We start from the raw sequence: 20,539 nt of genomic DNA, 5'->3' as shown, positions 1-20,539 counted from the left end.
GGTAACTATGCGCCCATTGCAGAGCCTGCTTCGCCGTCTGCACTCATTGCTCACAAAAGATTCGAGCAATAGTGAGCTTAGTGAAGAAATCAAGTTCCATCTCGCTCACCAGATTGAAGAAAACCTCGCCGGAGGCATGTCTCCCAAGGAGGCTAGAGCCGCCGCTATGGCCGAATTCGGTAGTGTCGCTCAAATCACAGAAGAGTGCTATGAAGCGCGCGGCCTTAGGTGGATCGAAGACATTGTTCAGGATCTTCGTTATGGTCTGCGTACCCTCCTGAAAAATCACTCCTTTGCCCTTATCACGATCTTTACGCTCGCTTTGGGAATTGGTGCATCTACTGCGATTTTTAGCTTAGTCAATGCAGTACTCATTCGCTCTCTGCCTTATGGACAACCGGAGAAGCTGGTTTATGTCCGCACTCCCAATCCACGCTGGGGTGCCTTCTCAGATGCTTTCACTCCTACAAACGCAGACTTTTTCGATATCGAGAAACAGAACCGTTCTTTTCGAGAGATGACGCTCTTCGCACAGTCTACCTACAATCTCGGTGTTGGGGATCGCACCGAAAGAATCGGTGCAGCAAAGGTCGACGAGCATTTTTTCTCTGTCTTACAAGTTTCACCTTCATTGGGGCGAACCTTCGGTAGGAGCGATGAACAGCAGGGAAGCGACCATGTTGTAATCATCGGCTATGCACTCTGGCAAGACATGTTTGGAGGATCTACCGATATCCTGAGCCGTACTCTTCGCCTCGACGGACAGTCGTATCAGGTTATAGGTGTAATGCCGCAAGATTTTGGATACCCACACAAGAGTGATTTCAAATTTTCCAATCCTCGTATTGAGACAACTCAGATATGGATTCCGTCTGACTTAACAGCACAACAACGAGCAGATCGGGAACAATCCTTTGGACTCACTCTTGCGCGCCTAAAAGGCGGAGTAAGTCTGCGCGAAGCACAAGCGGAAGTGAGTGCAATCGTGTCACAGCTTGATTTATTACGTGCTCCCGATAACCGCGGCTGGAGAGGACGTACTGTCCCTCTTCTGAATAGTGCTCTAGGACCCGTAAAGCCACTGATGTGGCTGCTGCTAGGAGCCGTGGGACTTGTTTTATTGATTGCTTGCAGCAATGCTGCCAATTTGCTCCTGGCACGTGCCACGGATCGAACGCAAGAGTTGGGTGTACGGGCTACCCTCGGTGCTCGCAGAAATAGACTCGTACGTCAAATGCTTACGGAATCTTTAATGCTAGGAAGCGCCGCCGGCATTGTCGGAATAGGACTGTCCTTTATCTTTCTCCAAATACTGCTGAAATGTAGTCCTAATGATATCCCTCGCATACAAAATGCAACTCTGGATCTTCATGTCTTAATGTTTTTAACTACCGTGACAGTAATCACTAGTGTCCTCTTCGGCACCCTGCCATCGCTCTCGGCAAGTCGAATTCATTTGGTGGCATTCCTGAAAAGCAGCGGAGTGCGCGGAATATTAGGGGAGAGGAAACACCTTAAAGATGCGTTGGTTATTGCACAAGTCGTACTTGTGACTGTGCTACTTACGGGTACTGGTCTGATTGTGCGAAGCTACATCAATGTTCTAACTGTTCCGGTAGGCTATTCAGCTTCGACTATCTCAGCGACGATACAGCTCAATCCTCAACTTACTGTTCATCAGTCGAATCCCCGCTACGACACAACAAGGAAGCAAACGATCTTCTTCAAAGATTTGCTTACAAGAATACAGGCAATCCATGGCATTCAGGCAGCGGGCATTGTCAATTACCTCCCATTAAGCAACTCGGAAAGTGTCACACCAATTGAAGTCGAGGGCCATTCCACCAACAAAACACAAACAATTCCGGAGCAATTGGTGGAACAACGATGCATCTCACCTGACTATCTGATGACCATGCAAATTCCACTCCTTGCAGGACGCAATTTTACTGATGAAGACATGCCTACTCGTCCGGACGTAGCTATCGTCAACGAAGTCTTTGTTAAGAAATATTTTGGAAACGCTAATCCGCTTGGTCACCATATCCGAAGGATAAACAATGCGCCATGGATCACAATCGTTGGAGTCGTGGATAACATTCGAAATATGAGTCTTGAGAGTAGTGCTCTTCCACAAATCTATGTACCGCTTTGGCAGGGGTTGCAGAGAGGAGAATTTGTAAGTAGCGGTTACATTACTGTGCGCACTTCCCTTCCCTCTAGTGCAGTCATACCGGAGATTCGCAATGCCGTCCACAGTATCGATCCTGACTTGGCTATCGCAGACATTCATTCGATGGGGGATCTGGTCTCACAGGCCACAGCAACACGGCGTTTCCAGGTAATCTTGCTGACCATTTTTTCGGGAATGGCATTGTTTCTCGCGGTTGTCGGTATCTATGGATTGCTCTCCTATACTGTTCGCCAAAGGACAGGCGAGATTGGGCTGCGCATGGCACTCGGAGCGTCCGAAGCTGGCGTTATACAGCTCATTCTTCAGCAGGGACTTAAATTGCTTGCACTTGGTCTTCTCATCGGCATTTCTCTTTCTGTTGCGCTTGTTCGACTACTGACTAGCTTTCTCTATCAGGTTCCAGCTTTTGACCCTATTACTCTTTCACTCGTTCCGATACTACTGTTCGCTGCAACTCTGATCGCTTCTTTGATTCCGAGTTACAAAGCGGCCGCTATCGATCCGATGAATGCTTTACGGCATGAATAGCAGTCTTATTACAAAGGGTCATCAACTACCGAGATGACGCCGCAAATCTTCCGGATGATAGCAGTGAGCAAAGGCAGTCTCGCGCGAGATTCGTCCTGTACGTACCAGTTCAGCCAGCGACTGCTCCAGCGTCAACATGCCTTCGGCTCTCCCGGTTTCAATGTGCGCCCGGAGTTGGTGATCGTCACCGCGACGAATCAGATTCCGCGTTGCGCCATTTGCCATCATGATCTCAACCGCAGGATATCTGCCAACACCATCTGCAGAAGGGAGAAGTTGCTGAGAGACCACGGCTAATAGGGCTAAAGACAACTGTTGGCGTATCTGCGACTGATAGCCTGTCGGGAAGGTATCCAGAATGCGCGAAACTGTCTGGGCCGCATCATTTGTGTGTAATGACGACAACACCAGGTGCCCGGTCTCTGCTGCCGTAAGGGCCGCAGACATCGTCTCGCTATCTCGCATTTCTCCCACCAGGATCACGTCGGGAGACTGTCTCAAAACAGATCGCACGGCTTGCGCAAAGGTCGGAATATCGTGACCTAACTCAATCTGCTCCACAAGCGAGTTGCGATTCACATGCTGATATTCAATAGGATCTTCAATCGTGATGATGTGATCACGACGCCGCTCATTAATCAGATCGACAATTGCGGCAAGTGTAGAGCTTTTCCCGCAACCGGTGGGCCCGGTGAGTAACACCAGTCCCTGCCTGCGTTCAGCCAGAAGGGCCAAGTTCGATGGAAGATGAAGAGTCTCAAGGGATGGAATCTGTGGAGGCAAAAGACGTATCGCCGCAGCCAGTGTCCCTCTCTGGTGATGAAAATTCGCTCGAAACCTTCCTATGGAACCACGCGCAAAGCAAAAATCGAGGGCCTTGTTGTCCTGCAATTCCCGCGTTTGATTCACGGAAAGCAATGGCAAGAGCATGCCACGGAGATCCTCCGGAGATGTAACAGGCCCCACCCCAGGTGTCAGAGCACCATTGACCCGAAAGGTCGCGGGCGATCCTGCTACCAAAATGATGTCGGAAGCATGACGTTGAACAGCTGCCGACAGCAGTTGATCGAGCGACATCTTCTCAGCGCTTTTCGTACCACCAACGGAACGATTCAGCTGGTCAACAAGACGCGTCAATTCGAGATCGTATTCAGCCATCCAGCAATCCCAAGGAGCACAAATCGACGGACATATCGATTAGACGCATCCCACGAGATCGATGCTCACGTTTCTGGTCAGCAGCATGTGGAAGACCTCTCCAGAAGGCAGGAGATTTTTTGTCTCCTGATCCAAAAGGGGAAGAGAGCAGGAAGGTACTCACTTTCCGAGGCTTAGCGCAGGTTTCCGTAACAATGGGTACCAAAGCAGGTTCTGATCACGAACAGAAAGGATTGCACCCGGTATATTCGATATTTATAATATACGAATTAATGTAAAAGATTTCTGTCGTAGACCAACGGCAAACTCGTAACGAAGATGTCGAATCGATTGCGTTCTGCCGATACTTCCAAATAATTACCCGTTTTTGAGCTCTACCGGAAAGAAAGAGAAAGAGGAAAACATCGTTTGCTCGATGCCCGAGCAAGTAATGTCTCTGTATTCCATAAACTGAGACAGAAGGATGTCTATTGTGGGCGAGTTGCCGGACCAACACGAAGAAGACGAATCAAGAACTCGTATGTTCCGACCCTTTGTTTATGAAGAGAATGACACACTGACTCTTCATTTCGAGGTGAGTGCGGTACAAAGCAAGATGCGCATCAGTTCGCCGGATAACTTTCTGGCGCTTGGTTACACCCGGACCATGATGGGCTTTCTGCTTTTCCATGCACAGCCACGCCACATAGGAATGATCGGCTTGGGGGGCGGCTCCATACCGAAATACTGCTATCGTTTCCTGCCGCACGCGCAAATCTCGATTGCGGAAATCAATCCGGAAGTTATCGCACTGCGAGACCGCTTCTTTATTCCCGACGACGATCTTCGTTTCAGAGTTCACTGCGAAGATGGAGCAGATTTTGTCGACCGCCACAAAAATGAATTCGATGTTTTGATCGTCGACGGATTCGATCTTGAGCAGCCCCGGCAACTATGTAGTCCCCGTTTCTACGACAACTGCTATGAAGCATTAGCTCCAAATGGCATCTTGGTTGTTAATCTCTGCGAAGATATTGAACTCTTGACCTCTCGCATCTGCCAAAGCTTCCAGAGCAAGGTCAGAACAGTAGATGGAGAAGACGGAGATAACGTGATTGTCTTCGCCAGCAGAGGAAATGCATTCGCTCGTACATCGGAAGAGTGGAGACGGGCAATTGAATATGCGAAGCACCATCATCCGATTCCGCTTCGTCGTACCGCATTAAGTCTTCAACAAGAACGAGATACATGCCTGGCAAGTTAGAAGGTCGTATCACGATGTGCATCTGTGCGGCTCAAAGACAAGAAACGGTGCACACGACAGGAACATTTTATTGGCAAGAGTTATGAAGAATTTTCAAATCTTTATACAAGATAGTCACCAGATCTATCCGAAAGAGCTCATTTCATGAGCATCGCTGGCTGGATATCTTCGAGCATTCTTACGTTGTCGAAGCACGACCTCTCGCTGGTGTTAGCCCTTGTACTCGGTTGGCTGGCTCTGGGGTTACTCGCACTTATTCGACCGCATAGCGTGCGCTTTGTAGCGCACTTTCTATTCCCTCTCGGAGCACTGATTTCTCTCGGCATCGCAGTTTTGGGCGGAATTGCTCTCACGGCAGGACACACTCCCGACATCATCACTCTTCCACTCGGCCTACCCGATCTCCCTTTTCATGTTCGTTTGGATGCACTATCGGGATTCTTCCTTCTCTTGCTGGGATTAGCGGGAACAGGCATCTCCACCTTTGCGGCTGGATATTTCCGCTCCGGAGTCGGTACCGCGCCTGGCCTATTAGGACTCGAATACCACATCTTCCTTGCCAGTATGGCGCTTGTGATGCTCGCGGATGATGCTTACTTCTTCATGGTGTCGTGGGAAACCATGGCGCTCAGTTCCTACTTCCTGGTGACATCGCAACACCGCATTCCCGAGATTCGAAGAGCCGGATTTCTCTACCTCTTGATCGCTCACGTTGGGGCCATCTGTATTTTGCTCAGTTTCGGAGTACTGCAAGGCGGCAGCTGGCAATTCACCTTTGATGCCATGCGCAACGCTACCCTCTCTCCCTTCTGGGCAACAGTTGCATTTCTCCTCGCACTAATAGGCTTCGGAGCAAAGGCAGGCTTAGTACCGATGCATGTATGGCTTCCGGAAGCACACCCGGCAGCCCCTTCGCCCGTATCCGCGGTAATGAGCGGCCTGATGCTCAAGACAGCAATCTACGGAATAGTGCGAGTCAGCTTCGACCTGCTAGATGCCAAGTTCTGGTGGTGGGGCGTGCTGGTGCTAACGATGGGATTATTCTCAGCCCTGTTCGGAGCCATATTTGCCGGCGTTCAGACAGACATGAAACGTCTGCTGGCCTACTCTTCAATTGAGAATGTCGGAATCATCTTTGCCGGTATTGGATTATCCATTCTCTTTGCCGGATGCAATATGCAGCTCTTCGCTGCGTTGGCCTTGAGTGCCGCACTGATTCACGCACTCAACCATTCATTCTTTAAGAGCCTTCTCTTCCTTGCCACCGGATCGGTGCTGCATGCGACCAAGCAAAGAAGCCTTGGAAAATTGGGAGGGTTAATTCGACATATGCCTTGGGTGGCTACCTTGGCATTGGTCGGAACTCTTGCCATCGCTGGACTGCCTCCCTTTAATGGATTCGTCTCTGAATGGCTTTTGTTACAGTCCTTCCTTTTCACGCCTCAGATTCCGCATACCTTCATCAATATGTTGGTTCCGCTCGGAGCTGCTGCCTTTGCGCTCACCACGGCTTTGGCCGCATACGTAATGGTGAAATTCTATGGAGTAATCTTCCTTGGCCAACCACGTGAGAGTTCTTTGACGGAAGCACACGATGCCAACTTCCTGGAGAAGATCGGACTAAGCTGGTTGGCGATAGGATGCGTGATCCTCGGCGTATTGCCGCAGCTTTCTTTACGAGCTGCAGGCGCGGTTACCGGCAAGCTTCTAGGACAAGTTGCCAATACTCATTCACCTTTCTGGTTGATTGCGCCAATTGGAATACAACAGGCTTCCTATAGCGGCGTCCTGTTCTTTGCAAGCGTCGTGGGAGTCATCGCTGTGACTTTCATTCTTGTGCGCGTCCTCGCTCACGGGCGCATTCGCCGAACAGATCCTTGGGACTGCGGTTATCCCTGGCAGACATCCCGCATGCAGGATACTGCCGAGGGCTTTGGTCAACCGATTCGCCACATCTTTGGGCCGTTTTTCCGCATGAAGCGCGACCTTCCTTTGCCTTCCGATGAGGAGCCTCGTTATCGAATTCGGATTGAAGACCGAATGTGGCGGGGTATTTATCTGCCCATTGCACAAGGTGTCCAGTGGCTGGCAGATCGGATCGGTGTTTTGCAGGGAGGCAGATTAGCCATCTATCTGCTTTATAGCTTCCTGACTCTGATTGGCTTATTGGTGTTCGTCTTATGAGTACGATTGCATTGGTCCGCCAATTCGGCGAAGTACTGCTTGCTGTTGCGGTAGCACCCCTCTTCACGGGGTGGATCGGCAAATGCCGGGCGTGGTTGCAAAGCCGTTCAGCACCATCGTTACTACAGCCATATAGAACGCTGCGAAAGCTGTTCAATAAAGATGCTGCCATAGCTACAGATGCCTCACCTCTGTTCCGGCTAACGCCCTATGTGCTGTTTGGAACTATGGTGCTGGCAGCAGCCATCATTCCTTCTCTCGCTACAGATCTTCCGTTTGCCAGGGTTGCCGATGCAATTGCCTTGACGGGCCTCTTTGCGACAGCCCGTGTATTTCTATCGTTGGCGGCCATGGATGTGGGTACGGCCTTCGGTACTTTAGGTGCACGTCGTGAGATGATGATCGGCTTTCTAGCCGAACCAGCTCTGTTGATGGTACTGTTCAACGCCTTCCTCTTGTCGGGAAGCACCGCGCTGCCGAGTCTGGTGGAGACCTACAGCGCACATCCATTTCTCATTGACCCAAGCCTCACCTTCGCGGCAGTGGCCTTCCTTATGGTGCTGTTGGCAGAGAACGCTCGTATTCCGATCGATAATCCTGCAACACACCTCGAGCTCACGATGATTCACGAAGCGATGCTGCTTGAGTACTCGGCACGTCACTTGGCACTGGTGGAATGGGCTTCCAGCCTGAAGCTTTTGAATTATGCCTGCATCGGCTTTGCCTTGTTCTTTCCCTTTGGAATTGCAACGCATGGAGCCGATGGTGGCTTAGCACTCTTTCTTGCTGCCGGTGTTCTTATTTTGAAGCTTGTCGTTGCAGGTAGCGCGCTGGCATTGATCGAAACGCTATCGGCAAAGCTGCGGATCTTTCGGGCTCCGGAATATCTAGCATCCGCATTTTTGCTTACAGTCCTTGGACTGCTTGTCCATCTTCTTTTGGGGGCCTGATCGAATGCACATGTCTTATCTGATCGCCCAAGTGCTGAAACTGCTCGCTGCAGGATTGCTGTTGATTTCTTTCTCGATGCTGTCAGGTCGAAGGACAAAACGGCTGATCACCCTCTTTGCCTGTCAGGGAGGCATCCTGTTCCTTTCTACAGTTCTTGTGGCTTACAGCGCAGGACTGACGGAGCTGTATTACTCCGCTGCGCTCACCTTGATCTTGAAGGTAATTGGGTTGCCGTTGATTCTGAACCACCTCATCCGTCGTCTTGGAGCAGAGTGGGATAACGAACCTCTCGTGAACATTCCGACGACGATGCTGTTAGGACTGATCCTTGTCATCTTTGCCTTCGGTCTGGCCCAGCCGATCAGCATGTTAGCCACAACCATCACCCGCAAGACCCTGGGGATTGCGCTCTCGGTTACATTGCTTTCTTTTCTGATGATGATCACGCGCCGCAAGGCTGTGACACAAGTGATCGGATTTCTGGCAATGGAAAACGGTCTCTTCTTTGCCGCAACGAGTGCTACCTATGGAATGCCGATGGTTATTGAACTAGGCATCGCCTTGGACTTACTGGTAGGCGTCTTTATCCTCGGCATATTTTTCTTCCAGATCCGGGAGCAGTTCGAAAGCCTGGATTTGCACCACCTCGAATCGCTTAAGGAGGATTGAAGTGGAGATACTGTTTGTTCTTTGCCTGCCATTGTTGGGTGCGCTCTTGTTAGCGCTACTCGGGGCACGTTCCTATGCCGCCGAACTCAACATAGGCATGAGCTTCTCCACTCTGGTGGCTGCTGCGTTCCTGGTAATGCGAGTAATTCGTTACGGCCCAATCCTCACCGGGCACGAGCAGTTCTTCGTCGATTCCTTCAACGTGTTTCTTGTTGGACTGACTGCCTTCGTGGGTTTCACTACAGCTCTCTTTTCCCGTCCATATATGCGCATTGAAGAAGACCACGGGCGCCTAAATCCCCGTCGTCTGCGGCTTTACCACAGTATGTATCAGCTCTTCATGGGAGCAATGCTTCTGGCGCTACTCACAAACAATATGGGACTGCTTTGGGTAGCCATGGAAGCTGCAACTCTTTCGACAGTTCTGCTGGTTTCTCTTTACCGTACACGGGCTAGTCTGGAAGCAGCCTGGAAATACTTCATCCTCTGTGGTGTCGGCATTGCGCAAGCACTCTTCGGCACCATCCTCCTTTATTTCGCTGCCGAACAAGAGCTGGGACGTCAGGGCATGACAGCTCTGTTATGGACACATCTGAATGCAGTCAAAGGACAACTTGAACCAAAGGTACTGGCATTAGCCTTCGTTTTCCTTCTTGTCGGATATGGAACGAAGGTAGGCCTGGCACCTCTGCATAACTGGCTTCCAGATGCACACGCAGAAGGCCCGACGCCGGTCTCAGCCGTACTATCGGGATTGCTTCTGAACGTCGCCCTCTATGCTGTCGTACGCTGCAAGGTTCTGGTCGTAGGCTCTATCGGATCTTCTCTCCCTGGTCGCCTGCTGATGACCTTCGGATTACTCTCTGCAGTACTGAGTGCCTTCTTCCTGTGGAGACAACGCGACATTAAGCGGCTATTTGGCTACTCCTCGATTGAACACATGGGGATCATTACCTTTGCTTTTGGACTGGGCGGTCCCGTGGCAAATTTCGCAGCTTTGCTGCATATGACTGTTCATTCGTTAACGAAGTCTTCAATCTTTTTTACAGCCGGACACGCCTCACAGGCCGCAGGAACACAACAGATGGATGGCATTCGCGGCTTGATAGGTATTAGTCCGACTATCGGCTGGGGTTTGGTTCTCGGCTCACTCGCTATCTTAGGCATGCCGCCCTTTGGCGTCTTTTCCAGCGAGTTCTTAATTCTTACAACTGCCATGCGAGAGCATCCTTGGTCAACACCTTTTCTCTTGATTGCCTTAGGGGTGGCCTTCGCCGCCATCTTTATCAGAGTGCAACCAATGGTCTTTGGAGAAAGCGACGCACAACCACTCTCGCACTCTCCGGCTCTGGTGCCTGTGTTTGTTCACCTGGCACTGGTATTGATGTTGGGGCTCTACATGCCTCCAGCTCTGGCTGAATGGTATCGCGCTGCTGCGCGCCTGATTGGATGACGCTCATGGGAACCAGCTTTATGGAACATCATCAACGCATCCCGGTACCATCCAATGTGCCGGTTAACGGAATAACTGTAGATAGCCGGCAATGGTTTCAAGTAGCCGAAATTTTACGCGAGTCTGGAGCACAATTTTTTACGCTGTGGGGAAGCGATGACCGGGATCGGGATGGTTGTTTCCGTATCTATGCAGCATATCTCCAGGCGGAACACATTCTTGTTGTCGAACATGCAATCCCCCAGACAGCGGAACTAAAGTATCCAAGTATTGCTGCCCTTTACCCTGCTGCGAAGAGGATGCAACGTGCGGTCTACGATCTTCTGGGAATCGCAACGGAAGAAAAAGATACCCGAGGCTGGCTTCGCCACGGTGGATGGCCAGAGACAGAGTTTCCCCTACGGAGAGACTTCGATGGACATCGGCAGTATCCAGCTATCTCCGAACCCTATCCATTTGTGACAGTCGAAGGAGATGGCGTACACGAGATCGCTGTCGGTCCTGTACATGCCGGAACCATCGAACCCGGACATTTCCGCTTCTCTGTCGTTGGAGAAAAGGTCCTGCGTCTGGAAGAGCGGCTGGGATACAAACACAAAGGAACGGAAAAGCATTTCGAAGAATTGTCCCAACTGGAGGGCCACCGCCTGGCGGCTCGCATCTCCGGAGACTCAGCCGTGGCTTTCTCCTGGGCTTACTGCGCAGCACTGGAAGCTATCGCTAAAGCCGTCTGCCCAGCCAGAGCTACAGAGTTGCGAGCCTTAGCACTGGAACATGAACGGATTGCCAACCATCTTGGAGATCTCGGCGCACTAGGGAATGATGCCGGCTTCGCTTTTGGTCTCACGCAGTTCTCCCGGCTGAAAGAGGACCTGTTAAGAGCAAACGCTCTCGCCTTCGGAGCACGCTATCTCTTCGACTACGTTATTCCCGGTGGCGTAGCGGGCGAGCTAACGCCAGAAGCAACAAATACTCTGATAGAGCAGTATATTGCCCTGGAGAAAGCCGTTGCCAATCTCCAGTCCATCTATGCCGAACATGCCGGTCTGCAAGATCGCTTCAGGGAAGCTGGCAAACTGACGATTGACGAAGCGCAAAAGCTCGGGGCTCTTGGTATAGCAGGGCGAGCTTCGGGAATCGCTTCGGATTTACGAATCGATCATCCCTGTGCTCCATATGACAAGTTGAATCCAAAGTTGGTGGTACAGACTTCAGGCGATGTAGCCGCCCGGGTTCAAATGCGTTTTGAAGAAGTGTTCGAATCGTTGAGGCTTTGCCGGACTCTGCTGGAAAACCTCTCATCCGGACCGATTCAGGCTCCTGTAGCAGCCGCAGAACCCAACCAGTTTGGGGTGGGAGCAATTGAAGGCTGGCGTGGCCCTGTGTTGATTGCTCTGGAATCAGGTCCACAAGGCTCCATCCGGCGATGCCATGCACACGATCCTTCGTGGCAAAACTGGCCGCTTCTCGAGTACGCGATTATCGGCGATATCGTGCCGGATTTTCCGTTAGTAAACAAATCTTTCAACCTGTCCTACAGCGGACAGGACGGATGAGGTAATCATGTTTGACGTTCTTTCGCGCATACTGCGCACCGGCATATTGACCGAGTCCTCACCGATTATCGACGAGCTAACGTCCGAATTCGATGCATTGCAGTCGAATCTTCAGAAGATCCTGGGGCGGGCCCTCTGCATTCGTCACGTAGATGCAGGCTCATGCAATGGATGTGAACTCGAGATCCAGGCAGTGAATAATCCTTATTACAACCTGGAGGGGGCCGGAGTTCATTTCGTCGCCAGCCCCCGGCATGCCGATCTGCTACTGGCAACCGGCCCGGTCTCAGTCAATATGGAGGAAGCGCTGAAACGCACCTACGAGGCCATGCCAGACCCGAAATGGGTCGTAGCTGTCGGGGATTGTGGTGCTTGCGGCGGAATTTATGGGACAAATTACGCGAGTCGCGGAGGCGTGGCTAACGTTATCCCGGTAAACTTTACAGTGACGGGTTGTCCCCCTAGCCCAACCGCTATCCTGCGTGGCATTCTCCAGACTGTGTGCACGGCACTGGCTCCGGGTGGAACCACTGGCAAACCGGGTAGTTCAGGCGATGTACTTTAGTGAAGAGAGAGGAAATCGTGCAAGATTCATTACGGCGCTTTAAGGCGGACATGTTTCAAGCGCTCGCACATCCGACGCGGATTGCCATCATCGAAGCATTGGGCGAAGGAGAGCTCTCGGCTGGAGCCCTGATCGAAAGGCTAGGGATTGAACAAGCCAATGCCTCACAGCACTTGGCCGTATTGCGCGCAAAGCAGATCGTAAGCAACCGTAAGGTTGGAAATCAGGTTTTCTATTCGGTGAAAGATCCTCTGATCCTCGAAGTCCTCGCGCTCATGAAGCGCTATTTCCACGCCCACCTGAAAGAGTGGTTGGGAATGTTGGACGAGATGGAAAAACCTGTAAAACCCAACTAGATAATAGCGGGTACGTGAGACCGGAGATTGAGTCTGTCGAGCGGCTTCCGGACTTGATTCAATTGCATTCCGCTGGCGAGGGCCTGAAGTGGCATTGTACCGATGCTCCATCGAAACAATGCAATTATCGGCTCGGGCCCCCTTCCGAAGCCCTCTTCACCAATAATAGGTTGCAACGATATCGGGTTCGCTTGGCGAACCATTGATCACAGTGGTGTGCAGAACTATCTGTAAATTTTTACGTTCCCACCCCTTGGGCGCAATACGAGTAAAGGCGTCGAGTGCTTTCGGGGTAGTAATGAACTCTCCGGCGGCCCAGGTCCCAGCTTGCCCAAGGCCGGCGGCTGTAATGAGAATCTCTCCCGTCTTGGAATTGAGGACTCTCGATACGACTGCATAGTCTTCCGTAGGGTTCTGGGCTGCTTTCCAGAATCGATTCGTATCGAAACGATCTTGGATGCGATATCCGGACGCAAAAACAAACCGGAGGCTATCGGTGAGCTGAAGGGTCCACATATTATTAAATGCCCCAATAAGGATTGCCGGCCCCTGTCGCAAGTCTCCGATAGAGATGTCCTGATTGAAACGCATATCGTATGTTTTCTTTTCTACGGAAAGGAAGGAAGCAACCTTTGCAGATGCTGCGACGTCCCCGATTGAAACGTAAGTGTCTGCTAATCGATATAAATCGCTACCTTGTAGCATCTCTTGCGGGCTGAGGGAAAGATCCAGTTCCCGTCTTGCCTCTTCATTACTACTAAGATGATGCTCCTGCCGATACTTCTCGACAAAGGGCAATGAGAACTCATAGACGGTATTACCTCCCATGTAGATCAGGCTACGGTGTTGATCCTTAAGGAGTGGCGACCAAAAGCGATGTAAGGCTGTATCGGGAGTTGCCGTTATCCACGTATAACTGATTCCGGCAGCTATTAACAATAAAAGAGTTAGGAGAAACAAACGTTGTTGCAGGAGCCAAGCGCGGAGACTCGTATTTGCCTTGTGCGGGGATTCAATCGTCCCCGGTTCCTCTGACTTGTCCACCCCCGTGGATGTATCAAGCGGGGAACTCGATGACAAATCTCCAGGAACGACCTCTTCTTTCGGAGGTGTTCCACCTTCGTTATTGGTACGGAATTCAAAACAAGCCTTATAGGAACCCGACGGGATAGCGATCTTTACGACACTGGCCCCATCGGCAGATTGCTCGTAAAACAGCGCAAGGCGTTTTCGCACGTCAGCAGCGCGGACGCGCACCACAGGATCTGCCGCCTGATCATAATCGGGTTTTCTGCCGAAGACCTCGACTCCGATAATACGCTCCCGAAGAGACTCCTCCTCCCCGTTCAAGCTATGCAAAACGATGTAGCGGAGCAGGTCCTGGCATTGTCGGCTCGTCCGAAAAGGGATGCTGCTCAGCATCTCTTCGAGAGCACACTCTACCATCGGTCGCACCTCAGGAGGCCATGCTCTAAAGGGCTTTAGTTGTTCGTCACCTTGATCGTTTTTCATCTCATACTCCCCGCACTCCGCCAGGTAACGGCCGGTATTTTACCTCCTTCTATCTCATTGACATAGTGCGACTTACAAGAACTCTCCTGGAAACTACTGTATTCAACCTTGCCAACGAACTAACCACAAGCTTCTCATGGCGCTCCGTCCGGCAACTTCTATTCCACCGGTTTTGTTTAGAGGCATTTGGAGTTACCAGGATCACTCAGATTAATTTGGTTTTCAAACTATGGAGGCTGTTCATGATATCTAGATTGCGCTCAACGAGTTCTGAGCCGCACAAAAAACAACGCTGGCTTCCCTTCTTCCTGGCCACCTGCCTGGTAGTGTTTCTGTGTACCGGGTCCGGTGTCGCTCAGGTATTGTACGGGTCGCTGACGGGAACATTACAGGACAATGCCGGTGCCATCGTGCCCAACCGACCGATTATAGTAACCAGCCAACAGACTGGAGAATCTCGTACCGTTCAGTCGGATAACGGAGGTAATTACCTTTTTCTTAACTTACTTCCGGGGCAGTACATCATCAAGATCGCTGCCTCTGGGGGATTTTCTGCCTACGAACAGCGTGGAGTGGTTATCCAGGTCAATCGAGAAGCACGTGTCGACATTACACTACAGCCGGTTACCGTCACAGAGAAGATAGTCGTCGATGCAACTGCACCTATCCTGCAAACAGAAACGGCCGAGGTAAACCACGAAATCTCTCAAACGCAAATTGCCGAACTTCCAATCACTTCAACGCAGGGCCGTAATTTTCAGGCGCTCTATACCATTCTTCCCGGCTTCGCCGCGGTATCGGAACAAAACTCTACCTCGCTCAATCCCTCCCGCGCTATGTCAGCAAATGTCAATGGAACCGAAAACATGGGCGTTTCCAATCGAATTGACGGAGCCATGAATCAAAATGGCTGGGTACCCTATTTGATTGCGTATGTTCCGCCTGCTGACTCCATTCAATCAGTAAACGTCGTTACCAACTCCTTCAATGCTGAACAAGGTATGGCAGGTGGAGCGTCTATCAACGTCACCATTAAGGGCGGCCAGAAGGATCTCCACGGCAGTGCCTGGGAATATAACCAGCTTTTCAATACCAATGCCCGCGGATATGTAAACACGCCAAAGGTTCAGCCGAAGGTCCCGAAGAATATCTTCAATCAATTCGGCGGATCGGTAGGTGGCCCTGTATACATTCCCCACATCCTCACCGGAAGGAAAAAGCTGTTCTTCTTCGACGCATTCGAGCGGACTACGCGCCGTCAACTTATTTCGGGATTTTATACCGTTCCCAGTGCGGCAATGATCGGCGGTGACTTCTCCTCCGTCAACGGATTGTCGGCACCTGCTGCCGCCACGATTCTCTATGATCCGCAGCCGGGAGGAGTCGTACAAACCGGTCCTAATACAACTTCCGGATACTTGAACGTAGGTCACCGTCCGACATTCCTATCGGAGTACGGTTGCAACTGTATCCCTGCCTCGAGAATTTCTCCGCAGGCGGCAAAAATGTTAACGCTTCTAGCGCCAATCTCCAATTCCGTAGGTGCGCCGACCACCCAACAACTCAACAATCAGATGGCCAACGATTACTTTGGCAGCGGGACCCTCGCCTATAACCGCAATACTAACGATGCCAAAATCACGTACGTGCCTTCCGAAAGCACAACACTCTTCGGCCGTTATAGCGTGGAGCCTTTTACCATCATCGATCCCCAGCAGCTTGGCAATGCAGGTGGAGGAACCTTCGATGGAGGACAACCGGGAGCAACAAAGGGACGAGTACAGAACGTAGGCATTGGCTTTAGTCACGTCGTTACTTCGAACCTGGTTGTCGATGCAGACCTGGGATATACACGCCTGAATTCCGGCGTCCAGTCCCTGGTCGATATTGCAGCAGGCGATTTCGGAACCGATACCCTCGGAATTCCGGGGACCAACGGCGTCGGGCCGCAATATGTTGGCCAGCCAGCCTTTCAATTCACCGGGTTCGGAACCTTGGGCAATGCAGCCTTAGCAAGCCCGTTCCTTTTCCGCGATAACCAATTCACAGGCGATGTGAATGTCAGCTGGACAAAGGGCAGACATTCAATGAAATATGGTTTTGGATATTTTCACTTTCTTCTCAACCATTTCCAACCAACCAGCGGTGGCGGTATTCAAGGGCCTCGCGGCGCCTTCCTTTTCCAGGGAGGTATGACTACAGGTCCTGCGAACGTAACCTCATCGGGAAGCCAAAACAACATTAACGCCTACACCTCGTTGGCGGACTTCCTCCTGGGATTGCCGAACAACGGCACGGGAGCTGCGGTTGGCCATGCCTATCAAATTTTCAATCCCAACTCTCTGCGTTGGAGCAATTATTCCGCATATGCTCAGGACCAGTGGAAGGTAAATGGGAAACTCACTCTGAATTACGGTGTTCGCTACGAGTTTTATCCGGCTCCGTCTCGCGATAAAAGTGGTGTATACCGTCTCGATCCTTCTTTGCCGCAGACAGCGAATGTGATCATCGGCGGAGTCAACGGGAACCCGAAGAATGCCGGCATTCAGATGTCGAAGCTTAACTTCACACCGCGTGCCGGAATTGCCTATCGCGCAACGGATCACCTGGTAATACGTCTTGGAGCAGGTATCACCACTGACCCGGATAGTTTGCGATTCCTGCGTGACTCATTCCCGGTAGATCAGGCACCCACCTTCAGTGGAACAGCAGCCAACACTATTGCGATTAATCCTGCCAATGGACAGGCCCTTACTCTCGCAGTCGGAATTCCGAACCCACCTTTACCTGATCTGTCCAGCGGTTTTGTGTCTCTTCCGATTAGCGGCTCTACAACTACAGTTCCGAAGGACTATCGCCGAGGTTACATCGAATCGTGGAACTTATTTATCCAACAGGATTTTGGCCACGGTCTTGTAGCCAATATCGGTTATGTTGGCACTCATCAGATACGGCAGATCACTGGCTTTTCCCTCAATGCCGCCCCACTGCCTGATGGGTCAACCCCATGCATGGCGAACGGACAATACAATCCTTCCACTGGGTTGACCGGCCCCTGCAACTTTGCCGCAAACGAGCTGATCAATGTCAATGCCGGATGCAATGCAAAGACTGGATATGTGTGTTACAACTCAGGTGGCATTGGACTAACTGAACCCAAAGACAGCTCAAACTACAATGGACTGCAGGCACAATTGACGGGTAATTTCGGGCGTTTGGCGCAGTTTGGTACCGCGTACACCTGGTCTCATGCCTTCGATTACACAGACAATGGTGGAGGCACAGGATCGGGTGGAGCAGCCTTCTCCTATCCTGCATATTTCAAGAGGAACCGCGCAACCTCTGGCTTTGATCGTACCCATAACCTGCAGATATGGGGGATCTATCATTTGCCCCTCGGCCGTGGCCAGCATTTTCTTAACAAAGGTATCGCCGGCGCTGTCTTCGGTGGCTTCCAATTGAACGGCCAGTTTAGCCACGTCAGCGGCTCACCGTTCTCTGTTAGTCCTTCGAATAGCAATGGCTTTAACTCACCCAACAACACTCTCTATGCTGACTTAGTTGCACCCTATCACCAACTCAGTGGACACAACCGTACGCCGGGCAGCAATGCGATTTCGGGCGGTCATCCCTGGTTCGATCCCACGTCATTCGCTAACCCGGTACAACCTACTTATTCTGCATCCCAAACCCCATCCCAGATTGTTGCGCCGCATTTCGGCAATACACATCGTAATCAGTTCCGGGGACCAGGTACGACCGGTGTCAATGCCAGTGTCTTCCGCAGCTTCAATATGTATCGCGAAAGCCAATTCCAAATTCGTGTGGAGGCTTTCAATCTATTCAATCATCCGCAGTTAACGAATCCCAATACGACTGTTGGCGGAGGTACGTTTGGCTATATCACCAGCTTCAATGCCACTCGTACTCTGCAGTTCAGTGGGCGAGTTAGCTTTTAAACCGGTGCAGCATTGCTAGAGCGGAATCAGGGTTACTGTTCCCGGAAAAGTTGCGCAGTCCTCTGTGGCTTGCGGATACACCTACCCTGATTCCGCTCTAGTCTCCCCTCAGAAATGAGGCACGGGTTTCCTACAATCCCAACACATCCAAGCCGGGTGTGTTGGGATTCACAGCTTAAGGAAATTGCCAAATCCTTGCTGCTATCAGCAACTTGTCTGCGGAAGAAAAACCATACTACTGAGGCAAGACTTCGATTCCCGTAACAGTTGCATATCCTTTCACAGGAACGAAGCTAAGCAGGAGTTTGCCCTGCGCATTCGGTTCGAGCCCCGGAATGCTACGGATTACAACATCGCTTTTATGCGTCTCGGCCCTAAGATCGAAATTCTCCAGAATGGCCTTGCCATTACAAAACACATTGAAGATATGAACCGGGCTTGAATCCTCGGACGAAGGTTCTGCCGACTCATTCGGACTTCCACTATGTACTGCAAAATACAGGTTTACAGTGTAGTGACCGGGCGAAACGGGTATGGCATAGGAAAAGTTTCCCCAGCGTTCGGTTTCAAAGAGTTCAGGATCATCGGTTCCGCGAACCGGTTCCGGATGGGAAGATATCTGTCCACCCTCGAAGTAGTTGTCAGGACTCCACCATTGGCTATCGTTTGAGTAATACGGAGTTTGGCGGGCCAAGATCCGAACTGGGCGAATATGACCCTTCGTCCCAGGAAGAACTTCAATAGCCGACAAAGTAGCTTGATTCCCAGACTCTCCGGCAAACTCCAGATGCAAGAAGCCATCCTGAGAAGGCGCAATGTTTGGAAAGACCTTAACATCAGCCGTCCGGCTGGCACCTGCATCGGCCACAATATCGAAATGTGACAACAGCGGCCTTCCGTTTGCTCGAACGGAAATTACACGACTACCTTCACCACCGCTTCCGGTAGTTTCCGGACCATAGACGGTCTCGGCAAAGTGCAGACGCAACTCATAAAGACCCTTTTTCAGAGGTATGTCATAGCGGAACTGGCCTTGGCGACTGGTACGGTAAAAACTCGGATCTTGAGTTCTCCAGATATGCTGCACGGAGCTCTTCACCGATGTGCCACCAGAGTAGTAGGCATCTGTATTCCATAGCTTACCGGCGTGATCTACGTAACTGCGGCCCGCACCGGCAAGAATCCGGATCTCCTCACCCATCGGCAATCCGAACATTGACTCTCGTCCCGCAGTTGAATTCGGAGCTACGGCTACGGCCTCGGTCGACGACTGCCGCGGATGCCGATGGGAAAGGATAAGAACAGATCCAATACCTAGAGCAATAAAGATAGTCAATCCAACTCCGCCCCAAATCATTCGTTTTTGGCGAAGCAATTGCCTCCATCTTCCGGGCACTTCTGTTTCAGGCTTTGGAAGTGCTTCGGCTGGAGGTTGACTAGGTTCCGAGGAAGCAGCAGGAGGTGGAACTTCCTGTTTCTGAATTTGAGATGCAACCTCAAATTCAGGAACATATTGACCGACCGGAATCGTGATGCGGAGATGATGGGAAGCTCCGGGTCCGGAGTAGTATTCCGCAAGCCGTTTGCGCAGCCGATTCATCTCAACCCGAACAATCGAATCCGAATCCTGGTCAAAAGAAGAGCCGCGGCGAAAGACCTCTACGCCAACAGAGTATTCCTTGATTTGGCTGGATTCTCCGGCAAAGACCTTCTCACATAAATAAGACAGCAGGTTGGCCAAAATAGGAGCACGCGTGAAGAGCTCTGACTGAAGAACGGCCTTCAGCTCTGCACGTTGCGCGTGAAGATCGGTCGATGCTGGACTCCCTACTGCCATCTTACTAATCCCGGTTTTATCCCAGTTGAATTGCTATCCAGTTATACGCTTCTTCTCCTTTTTTAGTGCCAGTTAACCGTGTATCCGGAGACCGAAGCAGAGGATTTAACGTCGTGTAACCCCCCGGTGCTCCCTCCTTTTCCCGCGAAATTAGCTTCAGTACCCGTTACGTTCCAACTTCACTAGAAGTTCTAAAACCCGCGGTAATTCATGAGATTCCTCACTACAGGCCCAGGGTTAACCCGCAAAGTCCCAAAAGGTAACAGGTATAGCGTTGTGCCCAGGTTCCGGGAAGCTTCTACTGAGTACGTTGTACGAGCACCTCGTAGGGAGGCTGGATGATGCAGCATCCTCCTCCCACGAGATGCCACCCC

Annotated in this window: 13 protein-coding genes; 10 read left to right on the top strand and 3 right to left on the bottom strand. The window is 51.3% G+C overall.

All coding sequences use genetic code 11. The features are described 5' to 3' along the window. Window positions 1–7 precede the first annotated feature (7 nt). Entirely contained in the window at window positions 8–2,722 is a 2,715-nt protein-coding gene (locus AC6I7T_RS18320; protein WP_497788876.1) for an ABC transporter permease, read from the top strand. A 21-nt stretch (window positions 2,723–2,743) separates the two neighbouring features. Here AC6I7T_RS18320 and AC6I7T_RS18315 read toward each other — a convergent pair whose 3' ends face one another. Next, the gene (locus AC6I7T_RS18315) at window positions 2,744–3,880 is read right to left on the bottom strand and encodes a type IV pilus twitching motility protein PilT (protein ID WP_497788875.1); all 1,137 of its coding nucleotides are present in this window, start codon (window positions 3,878–3,880) and stop codon (window positions 2,744–2,746) included. Window positions 3,881–4,400: 520 nt separating this feature from the next. Between AC6I7T_RS18315 and AC6I7T_RS18310 the strand changes: the two genes are divergently transcribed. The 8 genes from AC6I7T_RS18310 (at window position 4,401) to AC6I7T_RS18275 (ending at window position 12,857) form a co-directional block, all read left to right on the top strand. Continuing rightward, window positions 4,401–5,123 (top strand): fused MFS/spermidine synthase, encoded by a 723-nt coding sequence (locus AC6I7T_RS18310; RefSeq protein ID WP_497788874.1) that lies wholly within the window; start codon window positions 4,401–4,403, stop codon window positions 5,121–5,123. 144 nt (window positions 5,124–5,267) lie between these two features. Next, complete coding sequence (gene hyfB / locus AC6I7T_RS18305) at window positions 5,268–7,307, top strand: hydrogenase 4 subunit B (protein ID WP_497788873.1); 2,040 nt, start codon at window positions 5,268–5,270, stop codon at window positions 7,305–7,307. Further along, on the top strand, window positions 7,304–8,257 hold the full coding sequence (locus AC6I7T_RS18300) for a respiratory chain complex I subunit 1 family protein (RefSeq protein WP_497788871.1): 954 nt from the start codon (window positions 7,304–7,306) through the stop codon (window positions 8,255–8,257). Before hyfB ends, AC6I7T_RS18300 begins: the two co-directional genes overlap by 4 nt. 4 nt (window positions 8,258–8,261) lie before the next feature. Continuing rightward, window positions 8,262–8,927: a hypothetical protein gene (locus AC6I7T_RS18295; protein ID WP_497788870.1), complete on the top strand. Its 666-nt coding sequence runs from the start codon at window positions 8,262–8,264 to the stop codon at window positions 8,925–8,927. A gap of 1 nt (window position 8,928) precedes the next feature. Next, the gene (locus AC6I7T_RS18290; protein ID WP_497788869.1) at window positions 8,929–10,380 is read left to right on the top strand and encodes a hydrogenase 4 subunit F; all 1,452 of its coding nucleotides are present in this window, start codon (window positions 8,929–8,931) and stop codon (window positions 10,378–10,380) included. Window positions 10,381–10,385: 5 nt separating this feature from the next. Next, on the top strand, window positions 10,386–11,936 hold the full coding sequence (locus AC6I7T_RS18285; RefSeq protein WP_497788868.1) for a hydrogenase large subunit: 1,551 nt from the start codon (window positions 10,386–10,388) through the stop codon (window positions 11,934–11,936). A gap of 7 nt (window positions 11,937–11,943) precedes the next feature. Continuing rightward, on the top strand, window positions 11,944–12,501 hold the full coding sequence (locus tag AC6I7T_RS18280; RefSeq protein ID WP_497788867.1) for an NADH-quinone oxidoreductase subunit B family protein: 558 nt from the start codon (window positions 11,944–11,946) through the stop codon (window positions 12,499–12,501). Window positions 12,502–12,518: 17 nt separating this feature from the next. Continuing rightward, window positions 12,519–12,857 carry an ArsR/SmtB family transcription factor gene (locus AC6I7T_RS18275; RefSeq protein ID WP_497788866.1) on the top strand — a complete coding sequence of 113 codons (339 nt, stop codon included), beginning with the start codon at window positions 12,519–12,521 and terminating at the stop codon, window positions 12,855–12,857. A 156-nt stretch (window positions 12,858–13,013) separates the two neighbouring features. On the opposite strand, the gene AC6I7T_RS18270 is transcribed toward AC6I7T_RS18275, so the two are convergent. Further along, window positions 13,014–14,369 (bottom strand): hypothetical protein, encoded by a 1,356-nt coding sequence (locus AC6I7T_RS18270; RefSeq protein ID WP_497788865.1) that lies wholly within the window; start codon window positions 14,367–14,369, stop codon window positions 13,014–13,016. Between the two features lie 242 nt (window positions 14,370–14,611). On the opposite strand from AC6I7T_RS18270, the gene AC6I7T_RS18265 reads away from it, so the two are divergent. After that, window positions 14,612–18,328, top strand: coding sequence for a carboxypeptidase-like regulatory domain-containing protein (locus AC6I7T_RS18265; protein ID WP_497788864.1), 3,717 nt, complete (start codon window positions 14,612–14,614; stop codon window positions 18,326–18,328). A 235-nt stretch (window positions 18,329–18,563) separates the two neighbouring features. Here the strand turns inward: AC6I7T_RS18265 and AC6I7T_RS18260 are convergent, their stop codons facing one another. Then, a complete protein-coding gene (locus AC6I7T_RS18260; RefSeq protein ID WP_497788863.1) occupies window positions 18,564–20,165 on the bottom strand; it encodes a malectin domain-containing carbohydrate-binding protein in 1,602 nt (533 codons plus the stop codon). Window positions 20,166–20,539 lie beyond the last annotated feature (374 nt).

The sequence above is a fragment of the Humiphilus diazotrophicus genome (assembly GCF_059726315.1).
This window is presented reverse-complemented; position numbering and strand designations above follow the sequence as displayed.

Excerpts from the sequence above, each read along its gene's own strand:
- AC6I7T_RS18320 (WP_497788876.1), top strand. The coding sequence starts at position 8 with ATGCGCCCATTGCAGAGCCTGCTTCGCCGTCTGCACTCATTGCTCACA.
- AC6I7T_RS18315 (WP_497788875.1), bottom strand. The coding sequence starts at position 3,880 with ATGGCTGAATACGATCTCGAATTGACGCGTCTTGTTGACCAGCTGAAT.
- AC6I7T_RS18310 (WP_497788874.1), top strand. The coding sequence starts at position 4,401 with ATGTTCCGACCCTTTGTTTATGAAGAGAATGACACACTGACTCTTCAT.
- hyfB (WP_497788873.1), top strand. The coding sequence starts at position 5,268 with ATGAGCATCGCTGGCTGGATATCTTCGAGCATTCTTACGTTGTCGAAG.
- AC6I7T_RS18300 (WP_497788871.1), top strand. The coding sequence starts at position 7,304 with ATGAGTACGATTGCATTGGTCCGCCAATTCGGCGAAGTACTGCTTGCT.
- AC6I7T_RS18295 (WP_497788870.1), top strand. The coding sequence starts at position 8,262 with ATGCACATGTCTTATCTGATCGCCCAAGTGCTGAAACTGCTCGCTGCA.
- AC6I7T_RS18285 (WP_497788868.1), top strand. The coding sequence starts at position 10,386 with ATGGGAACCAGCTTTATGGAACATCATCAACGCATCCCGGTACCATCC.
- AC6I7T_RS18280 (WP_497788867.1), top strand. The coding sequence starts at position 11,944 with ATGTTTGACGTTCTTTCGCGCATACTGCGCACCGGCATATTGACCGAG.
- AC6I7T_RS18270 (WP_497788865.1), bottom strand. The coding sequence starts at position 14,369 with ATGAAAAACGATCAAGGTGACGAACAACTAAAGCCCTTTAGAGCATGG.
- AC6I7T_RS18265 (WP_497788864.1), top strand. The coding sequence starts at position 14,612 with ATGATATCTAGATTGCGCTCAACGAGTTCTGAGCCGCACAAAAAACAA.
- AC6I7T_RS18260 (WP_497788863.1), bottom strand. The coding sequence starts at position 20,165 with ATGGCAGTAGGGAGTCCAGCATCGACCGATCTTCACGCGCAACGTGCA.